The organism is Enterococcus sp. DIV1304_2 (assembly GCF_050555445.1).
Lineage (GTDB): Bacteria > Bacillota > Bacilli > Lactobacillales > Enterococcaceae > Enterococcus_B > Enterococcus_B pernyi.
On the sequence record NZ_CP187851.1, the window covers coordinates 97,660 to 116,583 of the forward strand.

13 protein-coding genes are annotated in these 18,924 nt (G+C 38.7%); all 13 read left to right on the forward strand.

From position 1 onward, the window contains the following. Positions 1 to 40 precede the first annotated feature (40 nt). Complete coding sequence (recG, locus tag IGJ14_RS00515; RefSeq protein ID WP_019722580.1) at positions 41 to 2,077, forward strand: ATP-dependent DNA helicase RecG; 2,037 nt, start codon at positions 41 to 43, stop codon at positions 2,075 to 2,077. A gap of 46 nt (positions 2,078 to 2,123) precedes the next feature. Beyond that, positions 2,124 to 3,125, forward strand: coding sequence for a phosphate acyltransferase PlsX (plsX, locus tag IGJ14_RS00520; RefSeq protein ID WP_019722581.1), 1,002 nt, complete (start codon positions 2,124 to 2,126; stop codon positions 3,123 to 3,125). Between the two features lie 119 nt (positions 3,126 to 3,244). Next, positions 3,245 to 3,487 carry an acyl carrier protein gene (acpP, locus tag IGJ14_RS00525; RefSeq protein WP_023518907.1) on the forward strand — a complete coding sequence of 81 codons (243 nt, stop codon included), beginning with the start codon at positions 3,245 to 3,247 and terminating at the stop codon, positions 3,485 to 3,487. 587 nt (positions 3,488 to 4,074) lie between these two features. Beyond that, entirely contained in the window at positions 4,075 to 5,079 is a 1,005-nt protein-coding gene (locus IGJ14_RS00530) for an ABC transporter ATP-binding protein (RefSeq protein ID WP_010734437.1), read from the forward strand. Next, positions 5,080 to 6,024, forward strand: a complete 945-nt coding sequence (locus tag IGJ14_RS00535) for an ABC transporter ATP-binding protein (RefSeq protein ID WP_010734436.1) — start codon at positions 5,080 to 5,082, stop codon at positions 6,022 to 6,024. It abuts the gene before it with no gap. Then, entirely contained in the window at positions 6,024 to 6,986 is a 963-nt protein-coding gene (opp4B, locus tag IGJ14_RS00540; RefSeq protein WP_010734435.1) for an oligopeptide ABC transporter permease, read from the forward strand. Before IGJ14_RS00535 ends, opp4B begins: the two co-directional genes overlap by 1 nt. 28 nt (positions 6,987 to 7,014) lie before the next feature. Next, on the forward strand, positions 7,015 to 7,929 hold the full coding sequence (locus tag IGJ14_RS00545; protein ID WP_010734434.1) for an ABC transporter permease: 915 nt from the start codon (positions 7,015 to 7,017) through the stop codon (positions 7,927 to 7,929). 25 nt (positions 7,930 to 7,954) lie between these two features. Next, entirely contained in the window at positions 7,955 to 9,736 is a 1,782-nt protein-coding gene (locus IGJ14_RS00550) for an oligopeptide ABC transporter substrate-binding protein (RefSeq protein ID WP_019722582.1), read from the forward strand. Positions 9,737 to 10,113: 377 nt separating this feature from the next. Next, complete coding sequence (locus IGJ14_RS00555) at positions 10,114 to 12,084, forward strand: DUF1430 domain-containing protein (RefSeq protein WP_029593949.1); 1,971 nt, start codon at positions 10,114 to 10,116, stop codon at positions 12,082 to 12,084. Further along, a complete protein-coding gene (locus IGJ14_RS00560; protein WP_019722584.1) occupies positions 12,077 to 12,703 on the forward strand; it encodes an ATP-binding cassette domain-containing protein in 627 nt (208 codons plus the stop codon). Before IGJ14_RS00555 ends, IGJ14_RS00560 begins: the two co-directional genes overlap by 8 nt. A gap of 1,112 nt (positions 12,704 to 13,815) precedes the next feature. Beyond that, positions 13,816 to 14,508, forward strand: a complete 693-nt coding sequence (gene rnc / locus IGJ14_RS00565; protein WP_010734427.1) for a ribonuclease III — start codon at positions 13,816 to 13,818, stop codon at positions 14,506 to 14,508. A 12-nt stretch (positions 14,509 to 14,520) separates the two neighbouring features. Next, the gene (smc, locus tag IGJ14_RS00570; RefSeq protein ID WP_019722585.1) at positions 14,521 to 18,102 is read left to right on the forward strand and encodes a chromosome segregation protein SMC; all 3,582 of its coding nucleotides are present in this window, start codon (positions 14,521 to 14,523) and stop codon (positions 18,100 to 18,102) included. A gap of 8 nt (positions 18,103 to 18,110) precedes the next feature. Further along, the gene (locus tag IGJ14_RS00575) at positions 18,111 to 18,920 is read left to right on the forward strand and encodes a Cof-type HAD-IIB family hydrolase (RefSeq protein ID WP_010734425.1); all 810 of its coding nucleotides are present in this window, start codon (positions 18,111 to 18,113) and stop codon (positions 18,918 to 18,920) included. Positions 18,921 to 18,924 lie beyond the last annotated feature (4 nt).

Below are 18,924 nucleotides of genomic sequence, written 5' to 3' on the forward strand. Positions count from 1 at the left end.
GTTGACCAAGTTCCTTTTTTTGTTAAAGGAGGGAAATCTTATGCGTTCGTTAGCTGATCCAGTCACAGTGCTGGCAGGTGTTGGTCAAAAAAGAGCGGATAGCTTGGCTAGTCTAGGCATCCATACAATCGAAGACTTATTAACTTACTATCCTTTTCGTTATGAAGATATCCAAGAAAGAAATCTAAACGAAATCCAAGACCAAGAAAAAGTTACATTAAAAGGGTTAGTTGTCTCTCCGCCAGTAATGAGTCGTTTTGGTTACAAAAAAAGCCGACTACAGTTTCGAATGATGCAAGAACATGAAGTATTCAATGTTTCTTTCTTCAATCAGCCCTATTTGAAAGATAAAGTCATTTTATCTGAAGAAATCGCAGTTTATGGGAAATGGGATGCGAAACGTAAAGCACTAAATGGGATGAAGATCCTTGGTTCGCAAAGTCCAGATGATTTCTCTCCGATCTATCATGTGAACAAATCCATTCGCCAAACGACACTGGTCGATCTGATCCGTCGAGGGTTTAGTGAGTATGGTGATTTGATTGAAGAAAACTTACCACTATCTTTAATTGAAAAATACCGTTTGCTTGATCGTCCAACTGCTGTAAGAAGTATGCATTTTCCGCAAAATCATGAGGAAAATCATCAAGCCAAACGACGGATTGTTTTTGAAGAATTCTTTTTTTTCCAGATGCAGTTACAAGGACTGAAAAAAGCCGAAAAGTCTGAAAAGAATGGCTTAGAGATCCTTTATGATGTGGAACGATTAAAACAATTTACAAAAAAGTTGCCGTTTGAATTAACGACGGCACAAAAACGTGTCACTAATGAAATTTGCCGTGATCTCCGTAATCCACACCATATGCAGCGTTTGTTGCAAGGGGATGTGGGAAGTGGAAAGACCGTTGTTGCTGCGATTGCTTTATATGCGACAGTGACTGCTGGCTTTCAAGGAGCGTTGATGGTCCCAACAGAAATATTGGCGCAACAACATATGGAAAGTTTATCCCAATTATTTGACCCAAATGAAGTGACCGTTGCGTTATTGACCGGATCAACGAAAGCAAAAGAACGTCGCGAGCTATTAGAACGGTTAGAAAATGGGGAAATCGATATCGTCGTGGGAACACATGCACTGATTCAAGAAGGTGTCGCATTCCAAAATCTGGGTTTAGTGATCACCGATGAGCAACATCGTTTTGGCGTGAACCAACGAAAAGTATTGCGTGAGAAGGGTTGGCGTCCAGATGTGTTGTTTATGACTGCCACCCCTATCCCTCGAACTTTAGCAATTACAGCATACGGCGAAATGGATGTATCTGTAATCGACGAGCTTCCCGCTGGACGGATTCCGATCGAAACAAGATGGGTCCGAACACCTCAATTAGATAGCGTGCTAGAATGGACCTATAAAGAATTGCGCAGAGGGCATCAAATGTATGTGATTTGTCCATTGATTGAGGAGTCCGAAGCGTTAGATGTGAAAAATGCAGTGGAAATTTACGAAAAACTTCGTGAGTTATTTGCACCAGAATATGAAGTTGGCTTGTTGCATGGTAAAATGAAGAATCAAGAAAAAGATCAGATCATGGAAACATTCAAAGAAAATCAACTCCAGATCTTAGTGTCAACCACAGTGATCGAGGTCGGTGTCAATGTGCCGAATGCAACGGTCATGTTGATCATGGATGCGGATCGTTTTGGATTAGCTCAGCTGCATCAGTTGCGTGGGCGTGTCGGCCGAGGAAGTGAGGCTTCTTATTGTATCCTCGTGGCAAATCCGAAAAATGAACTGGGTGTCGAACGAATGAAAATCATGACAGAAACCACGAATGGCTTTATCTTGAGTGAAAAGGATTTAGAATTACGAGGGCCTGGAGAGGTATTTGGCTTCCGTCAATCCGGCTTGCCAGAATTTGCGATCGCAGATCTAGTAACAGATGGGAATGTCTTAGAAGTTGCCCGTGAAGAAGCTGCGGCAATCTGGCAAATCAAAGACTGGCAGTTATTACCTGAATATCAACCATTAACAGCCAAGTTGCAATTAGGCGAACAAGATAATCGTTATTTTGATTAACAGATTATCAATACTTTCAAAATGATGACAAGGAGTGGAAATAATAATGAGAATTGCAGTAGATGCAATGGGCGGAGATCACGCACCACAAGCCATTGTGGAAGGAATCGCTCTAGCACAAAAAGATTTCCCTGAGTTGGAATTTGTTCTTTACGGTAAAGAATCAGAGATCAAAAAATATTTGACAGACGAAAAAAATATCACAATCGTCCATACTGACGAAAAAATCAATAGTGATGACGAACCAGTTAAAGCGATCCGTCGCAAGAAAACTGCTTCAATGGTTTTAGCTGCCCAAGCAGTTAAAAATGGGGAAGCAGATGCGATTTTTTCAGCAGGAAATACAGGAGCCTTACTAGCAGCTGGCTTGTTTATTGTTGGACGCATCAAAAACATCGAACGCCCTGGACTAATGTCCACATTGCCAGTTATTGGCAAAGAAGGCGAAGGGTTTGATATGCTAGATTTAGGTGCAAATGCAGAAAACAAACCAGAGCATCTTTTACAATATGGTATTTTAGGGTCATTTTATGCGAGAAAAGTTCGTGGTATCGGACGACCTCGTGTCGCATTGCTCAATAATGGGACGGAAGAGACTAAGGGCAGTGAATTGACAAAACAAGCCTTTGAACTTTTGCAAAATGAAACAAGCTTGAACTTCATTGGCAATGTGGAAGCGCGTGACTTACTAAATGGTGTGGCAGACGTCGTAGTAACCGATGGTTTTACCGGAAATGCAGTGTTGAAATCCATTGAAGGCACAGCGATGAATATGATGACCTTATTGAAATCTGCCATCTTGAATGAAGGCATCAAAGGTAAAATGGGTGCATTACTGCTAAAAGACGGTTTGCGCTCTTTGAAATCTGAAATGGACTATTCAAAACATGGAGGAGCTGTTTTATTTGGATTGAAAGCACCAGTTATCAAAACGCATGGTGCAACTGGACCAGATGCAGTTCGCTATACGATCCGTCAAATCCGTACAATGCTTGAAACCAATGTTGTAGGACAACTGGTAGAGCAATTTGAGAAAAAAGAGGACTAAATTTTCTACGAATTGACAAGCTGATGGAGAAAAAAGGGTGGACATTCCAAAAAATTGTCAGTAAAATTAGCTATGGTGAAGAAAACGTAGTAGTTCTAAGAATTGTGGGGGTGAAAAAATTGACGCGCGAAGAAGTATTTAATAAGGTAGCTAAAATCATTTCAAATCACTTTGAAATGGATACAGACAAAGTGACAGATGAATTAAACATTAAAGATGATCTGAAAGCTGATTCAATTAGTATCATGGAATTTGTTCTTGAACTAGAAGATGAATTCGGTACAGAGATCTCTGATGAAGATGCTGAACAAATCGAAACAGTCGGCGGTGCCGTGGATTATATCAGCAAACACTTGAAATAAATTGAATAAATACACATCAACTGATGAATGAATTGGCAAAAGCCAATTTCAATTCAAAGCCAAGAAGTCAGAAATAGTTTAGCTATTTCATGGTTTCTTGGCTTTTTCAGTCATAATTATTTAAATAAAAGAGTTTTTTTAAAGAGAAGAAATATGTCACAAAATTCGATAGAAAGAGGTAGTTTCACAACATTTCTATTTCGTATATACTGTATAATTATGCTTTTATAAAATAGGACACCTCTTAGGTTAAAACGGTTTTTTATAAAAAAAGTGATTTTTGCAGATTTTTATAATGATTCTTAATTTATAAAAATAGTAGGATAAAGAGAAGGTTAGCCACATACCTCATTTTTTTTTAATCTTCTTTAGGAGCTGACATAGCTACGTAAGATTTTTCAGACAATTCTGGCAACAGTGTGAAATAATCTTGCAATATAAAACGGTTTTCTATATAATTATTAATAATTAATTACACACTCCTTAGAATGCTACTTATTTAATTTTTTTTTGCTAAGTTGTTATTCAGTGTAGGATTATTTTTTTTATTAAAAACTTCCATCGAGGGAGCAGAGAGGGGTATTCGATTGTCAGATAACCAATTATTAGATGTTCAGAACCTACACACAGGCTTCCGTCTAAAAGATGAATACTACGATGCAGTAGACGACGTTTCTTTTACTTTAGATAAAAACGAGATCTTAGCCATCGTTGGTGAGTCTGGTTGCGGGAAAAGTACGTTAGCTACAACGATTATGGGATTATTAGATCCTAACAATACAAAGATCACAGGGGAGATCATGTACAATGATTTAAATTTAATTGAATTAAATGAAACATTGTATAACAAGATCCGCGGAAATGATATTGGGATGATTTTTCAAGATCCATTATCTGCATTAAACCCTTTGATGAGAATTGAAGACCAAATCAAAGAAGGTTTGTCTTACCATACAAAAATGACTGCTGAGCAAAGACAAGCACGTGCATTAGAATTACTAGAACAAGTAGGGATTCCGAATCCTGCACGAGTTGGACGTCAGTATCCTCATGAGTTGTCCGGTGGGATGAGACAGCGGGTGATCATCGCGATTGCGATTGCATGTAAGCCACCGATCATTATCGCGGATGAACCAACGACTGCCTTGGACGTAACGATCCAAGCACAGATTCTTGACTTACTAAAAGATTTACAAGAAGAAACTAAAACTGGGATTATCTTGATCACACATGATTTAGGTGTCGTAGCTGAAATGGCGGATCGTGTTGCTGTGATGTATGGTGGACAATTTGTTGAAGTTGCAGGAGTCAAAGAGTTATTTGAAAATCCAAAACATCCATATACACAATCATTGCTAAATTCGATTCCACAAGAAGGAAACCACGAGGCAGAGTTACATGTGATTGAAGGCGTAGTCCCTTCATTAAAAAATATGCCACGAACAGGTTGCCGATTTGCGCCACGGATTCCTTGGATCCCAGCAAGCGCTCACGAAGAAAATCCAGTCTTGCATGAAATCGCACCGAATCATATGGTACGTTGCTCATGTTATAAACATTTCCACTTTAGAGACGAAAAAGGAGAGGTGTAGATGTCAGAATTAATTACAATCAAAGATTTGAAAGTTCACTATCCTATTCGCAGTGGGTTTTTCAACCGAGTAACAGACCATGTCTATGCAGTAGACGGCGTCGATTTTATTATTGAAAAAGGAAAAACATACGGACTAGTTGGAGAATCAGGTTCTGGGAAATCCACAACCGGAAAAGCGGTTGTCGGCCTAGAAAAAGTGACTTCTGGCCAAATCATGTATGAAGGAAAAGACGTCACGAAAAGAAGTAACCGCAAAAAAATCGGCTACAACAAAGACGTCCAAATGATCTTTCAAGATTCAATGTCTAGTTTGAATCCTAAAAAACGAGTACTGGACATTATCGCTGAGCCGATCCGTAACTTTGAACGCTTGAGCGATCAGGAAGAAAAGAAAAAAGTCAAAGGCTTATTGGACATCGTTGGGATGCCAGAAGATGCGTTATACAAATATCCTCATGAATTTTCTGGTGGACAAAGACAGCGTTTAGGCGTTGCCCGAGCAGTAGCAACGAATCCTAAATTGATTGTTGCTGATGAACCTGTATCTGCCCTAGACTTATCTGTTCAGGCACAAGTATTGAACTTTATGAAACGCATCCAACAAGAATTTGGCTTAAGCTATTTATTCATCTCTCATGACTTGGGTGTCGTAAAACACATGTGTGACAACATCGCGATCATGTACAAAGGTCGATTTGTTGAAATCGGTACACGAGAAGATATCTATAATGATCCGCGCCACATCTACACAAAACGCTTACTATCTGCGATTCCACGAATCGATGTAGACAATCGGGAAATACAAAAACAAAACCGACGAAATGTTGAACGTGAGTATATCGAACATCAAAAAGATTACTACGATACAGCAGGGCGAGTGTATGATTTACGTACACTAACCACTACACACAAAGTAGCGTTGAAAGATGGAGGTGCTAGCTAATGTGGAAAACGATTCTACGAAGAGTTCTTTTGATGATCCCACAAGTGATCATTCTTAGTGTGTTGATCTTTATGCTAGCGCAAGCCATGCCTGGAGATCCGTTTACAGGATTGATCAACCCAAACCAAGATCCAGCTGTGATCGAGCAGATGCGTCAGGCAGCGGGCTTGAATGATCCTTGGTATGAACAATATTTCCGTTGGGTCGGAAATGCCTTACAAGGTGATTTTGGACAAAGTTTCTTGTATAAGCGTTCGGTTTCCTCTTTGATTGGAGAACGAATCGTCAATACTTTATATTTATCTATTTTAACTGTTATTATTACGTACTTGATTGCTGTACCACTAGGTATGTTAGCTGGTCGATACCAAAATTCGATTTTGGACAAAGCTGTTGTTATTTATAACTTCTTCAGTTTTGCTGTTCCATTATTCATTTTCGGATTGATCATGTTGTTTGTTTTTGGCTATCGTTTAGGTTGGTTCCCAACAAGTGGTTCTCAGACTTTAGGTTTCCAGGGAGGATTTTTCGCTCAATGGATGGATCGATTGCAATACATTCTATTACCATCGATCACACAGGCCTTTTTAGCCACAGCAGTAACGATCCAGTATTTACGAAGTGAAGTCATTGATTCGAAATCCTTAGACTTTGTACGTACAGCTCGTTCCAAAGGGGTGCCGACAAACAAAGTATTCAGTCGTCACATTTTCCGTAATGCAGCATTGCCAATGGCATCTCAAATGGGGTATGAAATTACTTCATTGATTGCTGGTTCTGTCGTTATCGAAAAAATCTTTGGTTATCCTGGTGTCGGAAAATTGTTTATTGACTCAATCGGTCAACGTGATTATACCGTAATCACAGCCTTAGTCTTGATTTTAGGAATCGCAACGCTCGTCGGAACACTGCTGTCAGATATTATCATGAGCATTGTTGATCCGCGTATACGAATCCAATAAAAAAATCAAACAGAAGGGAGAATCGATCATGAGTGATAAAAACAAAGAAGTTGCGCAAGAAAGTATCCCACCAATGGGTATACGAATGATTGCACGAGAATTCAAAAAAGATAAAGTAGCCATTTTTTCACTGGCTTTGTTAGTTGTTTTACTATTAGTTATTTTTATCGGGGCAATCTTTATTGACCAAGATAAAGTAATGTTTGTTAGTATTTTTGATAAGTATGCTGAACCTGGCGCCATCTCTTCTCAAGGATCAAAATTCCTTTTAGGAGCAGATGAAGGTGGACGTGATGTCTTCGGTCAATTGATTATCGGAGCAAGAAACTCTGTGATGATCGGTTTTGCGATTACGATCATTACGTCGATCATCGGAGTAGGACTTGGAATTCTTTCAGGGTTTTATGGTGGGATCATTGATAACGTATTGATGCGTATTGTTGATTTTATTATGATTTTACCGATCATGTTGATCATTATCGTGTTTGTTTCGATCATTTCGCGCTATAACGTTTGGTCATTTATTTTTATCATGAGTGCATTTTATTGGGTAGCTAAAGCCCGATTATTCAGAAGTAAGACGTTATCAGAAGCTAGACGTGATTATGTCAGTGCTTCAAAAACGATGGGAACAAGTGATTTCAAAATCATGTTCCGTGAAATCATGCCAAACCTTAGTTCATTGATCATCACCAACTTAACAATGAACTTTGCGGCAAATATTGGGATCGAGACCACTTTGACTTTCTTAGGCTTTGGATTGCCAGCTAATGTACCTAGTTTAGGAACATTGATCGGTTATGCAAGTAACGGTGAAGTTTTAGTGAATCGACAATGGATTTGGTTACCCGCGTCAATTCTAATTTTAGTGTTGATGTTGAGTATAAACTACGTTGGACAAGCATTTAAGCGTTCTGCAGATGCGCGACAACGTTTAGGATAAGAGAAGTGAAGGGGGAAAATAGGATATGAAGAAAACGATTTTTGGATTTGTCACACTGCTATCTGTGGGAGCATTAGCAGCGTGTGGAAATGGCGGCGGAACTAGCTCGTCAGGTAATAATTCAGCAGATAATGGGGATAAAAGTGAATTGACTTTCCCATTAGCTACAACGAATAATGATGAAGCAATCGAAGATGGACAGCTAGATGTGGCAGTAGCAACAGACAGTCAGTTCAAAGGATTATTCCAATGGGAATTTTACCAAGATGCCTTTGATGCAGCGTTTATGGCGCCTTCACATGAACCATTATTTACAAATGATGACAACTTCACGATTACAAACGATGGTGCAGCCTCATTAGAATTAGACGAAGATGCGAAAACAGCGACAATCACACTGAAAGACAACGTAAAATGGTCTGATGGTGTCGATGTCACAGCAGATGATGTTATTTTCCCTTATGAAATCATCGGAAACCCTGAATACACTGGTATCCGTTACGATGATACATTCCGTAACATCGTTGGTATGGAAGAATATAACAGCGGTAGTGCAGATACGATTTCTGGAATTACAAAAGTAGATGACAAAACAGTTAAGATCGAATATAAAGAAATGAACCCAAGCATGCTTCAAGCAGGTGGTGGTATTTGGACATATGCAGCGCCAAAACACACACTTGAAGGAATTGCGATCAAAGACATGGAATCAAGTGATCAAGTCCGTAAGAACCCTGTGACATTTGGTCCTTACTATATGAGTAACATCGTTGCTGGTGAATCAGTAGAATTCTTACCAAATGAATACTACTGGAATGGTACACCACAATTGAAGAAAATCACAATGAAATCATTACCAACAGCAAGTGCAACAGAAGCATTAAATTCAAAATTGTATGACATGATTTTCCAAATGCCAACAGATACGTATGACACATACAAAGATATCGCTGGCTATACGAATCTAGGACGTCAGCAAACTTCATACACTTACTTAGGTTTCAAACTAGGTAAATGGGATGCTGAAAGTGGAAGCGTAGAATATGATCCAAACTCAAAAATGGCTGACAAAGCATTACGTCAAGCAATGGGTTACGCTTTAGACAACACTGCAGTAGGCGAACGTTTCTATGCTGGTTTAAGAAGCAATGCGACTTCATTGATTCCACCAGTATTTGAAGGATTCCACGATGCAGATCTAAAAGGCTTCACACAAGATATTGATAAAGCCAATAAATTATTGGATGATGCAGGATATAAAGATGTTGATGGCGATGGTATCCGTGAAGACAAAGATGGTAACAAGTTGACAATCAACTTTGCGTCAATGTCAGGTGGCGAAACAGCGCAACCATTAGCAGATTACTACGTACAACAATGGAAAGAAATCGGCTTAGATGTTCAATATACAACAGGTCGTCTGATCGAATTCAACTCATTCTATGATCGTTTAGAAAATGATGATCCAGAAATCGACATCTACCAAGCTGCTTGGAACACAGGAACAGATCCAAATCCAAGTGGACTATGGGGTGCAAATGCAGCGTTCAACTACACTCGTTATGAGTCAGAAGAAAACACAAAATTGATCAATGATATCAATTCAAGTGCAGCATTTGATGCAGATTACCAAAAAGAAGCTTACAAAAAATGGCAAGAATACGCATTTGAAGAAGCTTTTGCTATTCCAACATTGTTCCGTAACGAAGTATTACCAGTAAACGACCGCGTAAAAGATTGGAATTGGGCATATGATGCTGTCAATCCATGGGCTGTTGTATCTGTAACTTCAGATTCACGTTCATAATCAACAAATAATAAAACCGAATCAGTTCGAGATAGGATTTTCCTGTTCTCGGCTGGCTCGGTTTTTTTGATTAGGAAAAAAAGGAATTATCTGTTTTTGGAACATGTGAAAGTATATAATATATATGAAAGGAGGAGAATAATTAGGAAATTTTATTTTTGTTGTTACTTTATATAGTTCAGAAGTCACTATCAATCTTCAGAGGAGAATATATGTGGAGGCTCCTCGCTTTTTACTAAAAATAGATCTGGAGGGTGGTGGATGTAGAAATCATAAGTAGCTAAGATATAAATGTAGTTACAATATTTCATAACTTCTCAAATATTGTTCAAAGTGTTTTCAACTTCCTTATATTTTAGATGCTTTTTTCTTTCATTATGAAAAAAATCTATCGAGGGTTATTTATAGTTACAGTGTTAAGTTTTCTTTATGCCATTTCTTTTATTGGAAATGAAGGAATCAAGAGTGCTATCCCAAATGCTCATTCGGGCATTGTGATTGAAGAAGCGAGTGGGACGATTGAGGAAATCAATCAAAAAATTTCTGCTTATGCAAAAAAACATCAAATTGCTATACATAAACTGGTTTTTAGAATTGGCGCCTCCGGTGAGACGACAAAGGAGATTTATACCTTTGACAAGGTGGAACGTTCGGAATACTCTTTTCCACCTATAAGATCGGATGTTGCCACCTATTTTTATGATTACACAGAGATGCAGCATCAAGATGTATTGGGGACTTATATTGTAACAGAAGCCCCTCCATCTGGAATGATCGCTGATTTTCATGATCAAGGAATCAAATTGGAGATTGAGGAGATAAAATGGTTCCAGTTATTGACAGCGGGTTTATTAATGAGTATTGGACAACTCTTCTTTATTCTATTTTTCTTTGTGATCTTAGCTTTACTGTTTTACAAAGCTTCCCTTCGTAAGAAAATTGGTGTGATTGAGATGTTAGGACATCGTTGGCTGATAGTGTCCATCAAGGATAGTTTCATTGATAGTGCGATTTTTACTCTCTTGATGGTTGCTTTTTCTTGGTGGTTTCCACAATTACAGTTTCTTTATCGACCGATTTTTTTCTGGGGTCATTTAATGATTTGGGTTCTTCAATTATTTACGAGTGGGATTATTTTTTCGTTCGGTACGATTTCAGATAAGATAAAAGGAAGGAAACCTTACCGATTATTATTTCGTTTGAACCTTTTATTAAAGATCATCATCTTCACGTTTGTTACGGTGCAAGCCAGTACATTATCAAATAAAGTAATGGAGACGCGTGAACTTGAACAGCAGCTCTCCCAATGGACAAGAGTTCCCGACTATTATCACTTGGCATTTAGTAGAGACACCAATCTACTTGTAAACCCGGCAGAAAGTAAAGACGTCCGAAAGAAAGCACAAGCACCAATCAATGCACGGTTACTTCCCTTGTTGGAAAAATCAGAACAGTCAGGTGGGATTTTTCTAAGGGATAATGAACTTGGTCATAGTAGTCCGACACTAAATTATATTGAAAATGACGCTTTTTGGTTAAGTAACCATCATGCCGTACAAGAATTGGCTATCAAGGATGCGGATGGTCAATTGATTGACTCATTAGATGATTCTTTTTTTTATCTGCTCATTCCTGAAAATAAGCGAATGTATACAGAAATGATCATTCCAGAAGCCGAGGATGAACTTGATTTTTATCAAAATTCTTTTGAGTACGAGACGAAAGCATATGAGGGGGAATTAAAAGTTCTCTATATACAAGCAAACCAAGTCCTTTTTAACTATAACTTCCAACCCTATGAAAAAAATTTTTCTTCCAATCCAATTATCGTTTCCATGTCATTGCCATTGATCCAACCAAATATTGAAATATGGATACAGGATATTTCAAATGGGACTTACTTGTTTCGAGACCCTCAACTTGTCCAAGAATTTATTAAAGAAAATCATATGGAACATGATTTTTATGGATTGATTGCTGTAAAAGATAGCATCAATCAATCTCTTATGGGTGTGAAACGTGAATATTATACAACCCTTAGTATTTTGTTCTTGATCCTTATTGGCTTTGTTTTTATTCAAGTCTATTTGAGTTTACTGTATGTGGAAATGAATAAGAAAAAACTGTTTCTTAAATATATTGCTGGTTGGACTCTGTTACAGAGGCATCACAGATATTATGAAATCATATTAGCCATTTCTACCGTTGTTGCGTTGATTTTATTACTCATCAATCATGTTTGGTGGCAGATTTTGATTCTATTACTATTATTTGAATTATGTATCCTTTTATTCACTACGTATTTATCAGAAAAAAGAAAACGTCTAGAGGTGATCAAATATGATTGAAGCCAAAGAAATCACTAAAAAGTATAAAGGAAAAGTGATTTTTGAGAACTTATCTTTACATGTAGAGACTGGTTCAATAACTGTGATCACGGGAAGCAGTGGTGTAGGAAAAACAACGTTACTGAACTGCTTAGGACAACTGGAACCCATAGATTCTGGTGAAATATGGATAGACAATCAATTCCTTCACCGTAAAAGTAAAAAACGTTTCTTTCGTGAATATGCAGGATTTTTATTTCAGAACTTTGCATTGATCGATAATGAAACAGTCAAACAAAATTTACAATTGGTAGTAAAAGAAGAGGAAAAAATGATTGCTGCACTCCGTAAGTTCCAAATGGAAGACTCACTGCATCAAAAAGTATTTCGTTTAAGCGGTGGTGAGCAACAACGAGTAGCTTTAGCTCGTTTGTTTTTGCAAACACCTAAAATCGTTTTTGCAGATGAGCCCACTGCCTCTTTGGATAAAGGAAATCGGCAACTTGTGATCGAAGCATTGAAAGAATTGAACGAGCAAGGAGTGACGATCGTCTTAGTCACCCATGATTTAGATTTGGCAGAACAACTAGGTGGGCAAGTTGATATGAATGAACTGATAAATAGAAGTAAGTTAGTGTAGGTATAAGAATATAATGAATTGCGATACATCCAATACAAATCAAGGGGAAATATTAACGAACGTCTTTTTTACACTTGTTTTAGTGAGGAAGGATTTCCTGAGTTTTGCTCGATTTCCATCACTCATTGCAAAGTTAACTTTGAAAACTCCTTCTCAGAGATTAACCAGCGAATGATTTAATGGCATAAGCTGAATTGTAAAAAAATAGGATTAAAAATTTGGGGAAGAGAGTCCAATTAAGTATCGATTAACGGATAAATTTTACAAGTATTCATAATAAATACGACGATCTCACTCCGATAGAAAAGAGATGAGATCGTCGCTCAAGCGTTGATTGATCTGTTGAGAGGGAGTGGTTTAGTATTGTACTATTTTAAACATTTTGTTTCATACTTTATCTGTTCTCTAAGGTTGTGCTACTTTAGCTAAGATAAATAGTAGCTAAAAATGATTCTTTTCTTTTATTGTTTTTATTGATTCAACCAACTCAGTCTCGATTTTACTTTTTGAGCGTAGCAAGCTAATTATTTCGTTTAACTGTGCAACGATTTTTATTATACCGACAAAAACTACAACAAAAATAAAACTAGATATTGAAAAAATTGTAATCACCAACTTACATTATATTTTGACGATACCCTTTGTCAGTTAACGTCACTCAAATGGTTTCTGTACTTTCGTGACTAGACAAAAAATCGTGGATGTTGATTATTCTAACTAATAAATCATAATCATCGATGGGTCAATGCTTATGATCTCGTATGTAACAGCAAAAGCAACTAATCTGATATTTTATAGTGTATTACCTCCAGCTCCCACGGCAAGTGTATCATAGAAGTTATGGATAGACTACTTCGTCCCTATTTATTATTGAGTGTTGGCGAACAACTAAAGGAAGAGACTTCTCAATAGGATAAACATACGACGATCAGAAAACAAAGAGAGCATCTAACGGATTTCGTGTCTGCTAGTCTTAGTTTATTTTTTTATAGGAGGTTTATTCATATCATTCATAAAGCTTTTCATACCTTTTGTCTCAACCATTTCATATTTTATAAAAAACCAGTATAATAAGGAAGTATTGAAAAAATAGCCATAAAGGAATGTGGGAAATGGACAATCAGCTAACAAAAGAATTGAAAGAAAAGTATAGCATCGTTTTTCACGATTTAAACTTACTTGAACAAGCTTTTACCCATTCATCCTATGTGAATGAGCATCGCAATTTGCAACTATCCGACAACGAACGTCTTGAGTTTTTGGGAGATGCTGTATTAGAGTTGATGGTTTCTGAATATCTGTATCGTTTGTATCCAGATATCCCAGAAGGAAAATTGACCAAAACTCGTGCAGCTATCGTACGTGAAGATAGTTTGTCCAAATTTGCCAAGGAATGTCGTTTTGATCAGTACATCCTGTTAGGAAAAGGTGAGGAGAACTCAGGTGGACGAACCCGTCCAGCGCTTCTTTGTGATCTGTTTGAAGCCTTTTTAGGAGCGTTGTACCTTGATCAAGGATTTGACGCAGCACATGCGTTTATTGAAACGGTGATTTTTCCGAAGGTACGTGCCGGTGCTTTTTCCCATGAGATGGATCATAAAACAAGATTACAAGAAGTATTGCAAAAAGCAGGAGACGTGTTGATCGAATATCGTTTGATCAATGAAGAAGGTCCAGCACACGAACGTATTTTTTGGATCGAAGTATACGTGGATGATCGGTTGATTGGAACTGGACAAGGAAAATCGAAAAAACTAGCAGAACAAGCTGCTGCTGAGAATGCTTTAGCAGCACTAAGTAAGTGAGGGAAAGACTTCGTGTATTTAAAACGCATTGAAATAGCCGGCTTTAAATCATTTGCAGATAAAACAATCATTGAGTTTGAAAATAGTGTCACAGCGGTCGTTGGACCAAACGGTAGCGGGAAAAGTAATATTACCGAGGCCATCCGTTGGGTACTAGGAGAACAGTCTGCGAAAAGCCTTCGTGGTGGGAAAATGCCGGATATTATTTTTGCCGGTTCTGATTCCCGTAAACAATTGAATGTCGCTGAAGTAACCGTCGTATTAGACAACTCTGATCATTACTTGCCACTAGAGTATAGTGAGATCAGTGTAACACGTCGTTACCGTCGGACAGGTGAAAGCGACTTTTTCATCAATAAACAACCTTGTCGTTTGAAAGACATCCAAGAATTATTTATGGATTCTGGCTTAGGGAAAGAATCATTTTCGATCATCTCTCAAGGAAAAGTCGAAGCGATTTTTAGTAGTAAGCCAGAAGATCGACGAGGGATTTTTGAAGAAGCAGCTGGAGTCTTGAAATACAAACAGCGCAAGAAAAAGGCGGAGCAAAAGCTTTTTGAAACAGAGGATAATCTAAGCCGTGTCCAAGATATCATCTATGAACTTGAAGAGCAATTAACTCCTTTGGCCGCCCAGAGTGAGGCTGCGAAGGAGTTTTTACGATTAAAAGAAACATTGACTAACACAGATATCTCTTTGATGATTGCTGAAATCAAAGCGGCAAAAAAAGAGTGGGATGAACGACAACTACAATTAGATCAGTTCAACCAATCACTAACATCCTTAACGACACAGATCCAAACAAAGGAACAGTTATTAGCCGACAAACGCAAACAAAATAACCAGGCCGATCGTATGATCGAAAAAAATCAACAAACGTTATTAGCGTTGTCAGAAAAATTAAAGCAAACAGAAGGACAAAAAGAAGTATTACTTGAGCGAACGAAGCATACCCAAAAGAGCTCAAAAGAATACCAAGCTTCTTTAACTGAAGTGCAAGAAAAAGTGGCTCATTTTGAAGAATTACAAGCGACTTTGACCCAAGAAGTCAGTCAAAAAGAAGCAGAGATCCAACAGGCTGAAAAAGCACTGATGAGTACGCAACAAGAATTGGAAAAATACCAAAAATCAACCAAAGAATTGTTGGCAGAATTACGCGATCAGTATGTCGATCTGATGCAAGAACAAGCAACTGTCGGCAATGAATTGAAGTACTTGGAGCGTCAATATGTCCAAGAGACATCTAAAAGTCAGCAAACACTAGCAAAACAATCGGAAGTGGAAGCGAATGTTGCGGAAATGTCCGCCAAGCAAATCGAGTTGACAGAGCGACATGAAAAGCTGCAGCAAGCATTGAATGAGGTCAAAGCGTCACTTGAACTTGTGCAAACAAAAGGAAAACAAGCACAAGAGCGTTTGGCAAAAGAACAGCCCAAAATGTATCAACTGATGAACCAAGTCCAACAATTACGGGCACGTCAGAAAAGTTTACAAGAAATCCAAGAAAATTACTTTGGCTTCTATCAAGGTGTTCGTTTGATCTTGCAACAAAAGCAACGCCTCTCTGGGATCGTTGGGGCGGTTGCTGAATTGATCGATGTTCCAGCTGATTATACATTGGCAATCGAAACAGCTTTGGGTGGTTCAGCGCAACATGTCATTGTTGAAAATGAAGGCGATGCACGTCAAGCGATCACTTATCTAAAACAACAAAAAGGTGGACGAGCAACGTTTCTACCATTAACGACAATCAAACCTCGCCAATTACCTGCACATATTTTTGCACAAGCGCAAACAGTTGACGGGTTTATCGGGATCGCTAGCGAACAAGTGACTTATCCCGAACAGATCCAGACAATCGTTCACAATCTATTAGGGACGATTCTATTAGCAAAAGACTTAGCAAGTGCCAATGCCATTGCCCAACAGATTCGTTACCAGTATCGTGTGGTCTCACTAGAAGGTGATGTCATGAATGCCGGTGGTTCAATGACTGGTGGGGCGACGAAGCGAGGCAATCAAGGAAGTTTATTTGCACAAAATCAAGAATTAAAACAATTGACGAGTGAGTTTCAACAAGCCGATCAGGAGTTGCAAAGTCAAGAAAAGAAGGTCCAAGCATTGCAACAAGAAGTCACGGTTTTGGCAGAAGAACAAGAACTTCTGCGGACACAAGGGGAACAGTTACGCTTTGAAGAACAAGAAGTAGCAAATCAACGACAAAATGTGGCCAACGAACTCACTCGTTTTGAAAAAGAACAGCAAATCTCAAGTTATGAAACGCGTGAACTGCAACAATTCATGGAGAATTACCAAAAACAACAGGCAGAGCTTTTGGCAAAACAGCAAGAACTAGAAGTACAACGCCAAGAGATCGATGCGGAAATCAGTTCATTGAGTCAAGAAAGTGACAAGATGGAAGAACGTCGCGCGCAGATCCAGGAAAAACAAGCACAGGAGCAAGCCTCATTAGCCGTATTGAAAGAGCAATACAATCACTTACAGATCCAACTACGTGGCGCACGCGTACAAAAAAATGAGGCATTAGCCAAACAAGAAGGACTAGAACAACAACTGCATGCATTGACTGCGGACTTCTCTGATCACGAACTGACAGAAGAAAGCTTAGATCAACGAATCGCTGATTTAGCGACAGAAAGAGATCGCTTAAAAGCTTCTCTAGAAGACGCCAAACAGTCACGTGAAGAAATGCAAACGACCATCGATGCGTTGGATGCCGACCTATTAGCTGAAAACCGTAAACAAAAAGAACTTTTGACAGAGCAGTCACAGTTAGAGGTCCAAAAGAATCGTGCGGAAATGATTTTGGATAATCATTTGAATTATCTTCAAACGGAGTATCAGATGAATTATGAAAAAGCCTGTGAATCTTATGAAGAAACAACGGATGTAGCGAACAGCCGGGTAGAAGTTGCTTCGTTGAAACAACAAATCGATCGTTTAGGCCCAGTAAATCTGAACGCCATTGAGCAGTATGAGCAAGTGAATGAACGTCATACCTTTTTGGCTGCGCAACGGGATGATTTATTATCGGCTAAGGATCAATTATTTGAAACAATGGATGAAATGGACGATGAGGTACGGACTCGTTTCAAAGAAGTTTTTGAAGCAATCCGCCAAGAATTCAAAATCGTTTTCCCAAATATGTTTGGTGGCGGTCGCGCAGAGCTTGTGTTGACTGATCCGACTGATTTGTTGCAGACAGGGATTGAAATCGAAGTTCAGCCTCCAGGTAAAAAACTACAAAGTTTAAGTTTACTTTCAGGAGGAGAACGTGCATTGACTGCGATTGCGTTGCTCTTTTCGATTATTCGTGTCTGCCCTGTACCGTTTTGTATCCTTGATGAGGTCGAAGCTGCGCTAGATGAAGCCAATGTCAAACGCTTTGGTCGCTATCTCAGCGAGTTCCAAGACGATATACAGTTTATTGTAGTGACGCATCGTAAAGGGACGATGGTTGCTGCGAATGTCTTATACGGTGTGACCATGCAAGAGTCTGGGGTTTCAAAAATCGTCTCTGTCCGTATGGAAGACATCAATGAAGAAGGAAGAATGAGTGAAACGAAAGTGTAGGGGACGAAATGATCAAATTAATCGCTATCGATTTAGACGGAACACTATTGAACGAAGAAAAGAAAATCTCATCTGAGAATAAACAAGCTTTGGCTCAAGCAAAAGCACAAGGGGTAAAAATCGTTTTATGCACGGGGCGTCCGTTAGCAGCGATGGCTCACTATTTACAAGAATTAGGTTTAGTCGAAGAAGGCGATTATAGCATTACCTTCAACGGTGGCTTAGTGCAGAAAAATGATACAGGTGAAATCATCGAGAAAAAAGCGATGTCTGTGTCTGATATCCATCGTCTTTATGCGTTGGCACAAGAACTAGACTTGCCGTTAGACGTCTTATCAGATAATGTCGTCTTGCAATTACCTAGTGCGCCTCAAAAGCAATCGATGTACAATGTATTAAACAACTTATTGCAATTCCAACCAGCAGTACTAGCTGATATCACAGATGAGTTTGTGTTGAACAAAGCAGTCATTGCCTATGAGCAAGAAGAACTAGATGCAAAAATCAAGGAGATTCCAAGCGCTTATTATGAGTCGTATGAGATTATCAAAACGCGCAATGTTTTATTAGAATTTATGCCAAAAGGCGTCACTAAGGCATATGGTATTTCTTTATTAGCGAAAGATTTAGGACTTGAACGTAGTGAGATCATGGCAATCGGAGATGAGGAAAATGATCTACCGATGATCGAATACGCAGGACTTGGTGTAGCCATGGAAAATGCGGTACCTTTTGTCAAAGAAGCCGCTGATCATGTCACGGCAAGTAACATCGAACATGGGGTAGCAAAAGCGATCCAACAATTTGTTTTAGTGTAAAGGA

Excerpts from the sequence above, each read along its gene's own strand:
- recG (WP_019722580.1), top strand. The coding sequence starts at position 41 with ATGCGTTCGTTAGCTGATCCAGTCACAGTGCTGGCAGGTGTTGGTCAA.
- plsX (WP_019722581.1), top strand. The coding sequence starts at position 2,124 with ATGAGAATTGCAGTAGATGCAATGGGCGGAGATCACGCACCACAAGCC.
- IGJ14_RS00535 (WP_010734436.1), top strand. The coding sequence starts at position 5,080 with ATGTCAGAATTAATTACAATCAAAGATTTGAAAGTTCACTATCCTATT.
- opp4B (WP_010734435.1), top strand. The coding sequence starts at position 6,024 with ATGTGGAAAACGATTCTACGAAGAGTTCTTTTGATGATCCCACAAGTG.
- IGJ14_RS00545 (WP_010734434.1), top strand. The coding sequence starts at position 7,015 with ATGAGTGATAAAAACAAAGAAGTTGCGCAAGAAAGTATCCCACCAATG.
- IGJ14_RS00550 (WP_019722582.1), top strand. The coding sequence starts at position 7,955 with ATGAAGAAAACGATTTTTGGATTTGTCACACTGCTATCTGTGGGAGCA.
- IGJ14_RS00555 (WP_029593949.1), top strand. The coding sequence starts at position 10,114 with ATGAAAAAAATCTATCGAGGGTTATTTATAGTTACAGTGTTAAGTTTT.
- IGJ14_RS00560 (WP_019722584.1), top strand. The coding sequence starts at position 12,077 with ATGATTGAAGCCAAAGAAATCACTAAAAAGTATAAAGGAAAAGTGATT.
- rnc (WP_010734427.1), top strand. The coding sequence starts at position 13,816 with ATGGACAATCAGCTAACAAAAGAATTGAAAGAAAAGTATAGCATCGTT.
- IGJ14_RS00575 (WP_010734425.1), top strand. The coding sequence starts at position 18,111 with ATGATCAAATTAATCGCTATCGATTTAGACGGAACACTATTGAACGAA.